Origin of the sequence: Muricoccus pecuniae (assembly GCF_014199205.1) — a bacterium.
In the GTDB taxonomy this organism is placed as follows: Bacteria; Pseudomonadota; Alphaproteobacteria; order Acetobacterales; family Acetobacteraceae; genus Roseomonas; species Roseomonas pecuniae.
This window is the reverse complement of record NZ_JACIJD010000089.1, coordinates 1-1,130: the sequence shown is the minus strand read 5'-3', so window position 1 is coordinate 1,130 and position 1,130 is coordinate 1. Positions and strand designations below refer to the sequence as shown.

Here is a 1,130-nt window from a genome sequence, read left to right as displayed (position 1 = left end):
AATCGCATCGGTGAGCTGGCGCCATGGCACCTGCGGCCAGACAGCGCTTGAGCCCCGTCAACCCGCAACAGCCGTAGCCGTCAGTAAACGCTTACGCACAAGCGTCCGCGCGATGGCCGGAACCTCGTCCTGATAGGGGCTCTCTTCCGCCGCTGCCGACGCGCCTCTGGCCTTGCTATGTATGGCGGCTCGGGCGGACCGGCGCGCCCCTAAGGGCGCGCGTTCTGATCACATGCCCTTCCGCTTGGCTGGGAGAAAGAAGGGGGTGGGTCGTACTCGAGCGGCGGCCTGCGTGCCTCCCCGTCGCATGGAAGGGTTTGGAGCTGGGCGTGCGGGAAGCGCTCCGGACATCGCCCAGGACTCCGCCTGGGCCTGAACCCCTGCTCCTCACCTACCTCCTTCGAACAAGGTTCGTACGGCCGCAGTCACGCCCGGTCCGGTCGTGGCATGCCGTCCATGCCGAAAGGCGCGATGGGGCTACCGAAGTTTTCGACCGCGGCAGCCCCGGTCACCGGGCGCTCCTCAGGCCGCGTCAGCCGCGGTGTCAGGACCGACACCACCTCCCGAGACTTCCCGGAACGCGATCCGGTCTTCAAGGAACGCCTTCACGGTGGCGTCGAGCGTGTTGCTGCTGAGGGCGTCGCCCCCGGTCAACGCACACTCCCAGACCCAGAGCACGCGCCAGCCACTGGCGACCAGCGCATCGCGGGTGGCCCGGTCGCGAGCCCGGGTGCACAGGAATTTCTGCTTCCACGGATAGGTCGTGTTCGGCAGGCGTGCGTGACGGCACCCGGCGTGGTGATGCCAAAAACAGCCGTGCGCAAAGATTGCCACCCGGTCCTCGCGTAGGATCAGGTCCGGGCGTCCGGGCAGTCCGGCGACGTCGCGCTCTGGCGAGTGCAGGCCGAGGCGCGCCAGGGAGGCGCGGAGCGCGAGTTCGGGCGCGGTGTCGCGCATAGGCATGCGCGCCATGTCACAGGTCATGTTGGTGATCCCGGAGATTGGGTTGTGCGGAGGAAACGGGGTGAGTCGCCGCTAGTGCCCTGATCGCGAAATTCCTACGATTATTTAGGTGATCGGTAGGGGTACGGCGATGGGCAAGCCTGCGGTGTCGATCGTGCTGAGCGCGG

1 protein-coding gene is annotated in these 1,130 nt (G+C 67.3%); it reads right to left on the bottom strand.

The features are described 5' to 3' along the window. Positions 1 to 522 precede the first annotated feature (522 nt). Positions 523 to 984: a very short patch repair endonuclease gene (locus tag FHS87_RS23305; protein ID WP_184522313.1), complete on the bottom strand. Its 462-nt coding sequence runs from the start codon at positions 982 to 984 to the stop codon at positions 523 to 525. Positions 985 to 1,130: the final 146 nt, after the last annotated feature.

Excerpts from the sequence above, each read along its gene's own strand:
- FHS87_RS23305 (WP_184522313.1), bottom strand. The coding sequence starts at position 984 with ATGACCTGTGACATGGCGCGCATGCCTATGCGCGACACCGCGCCCGAA.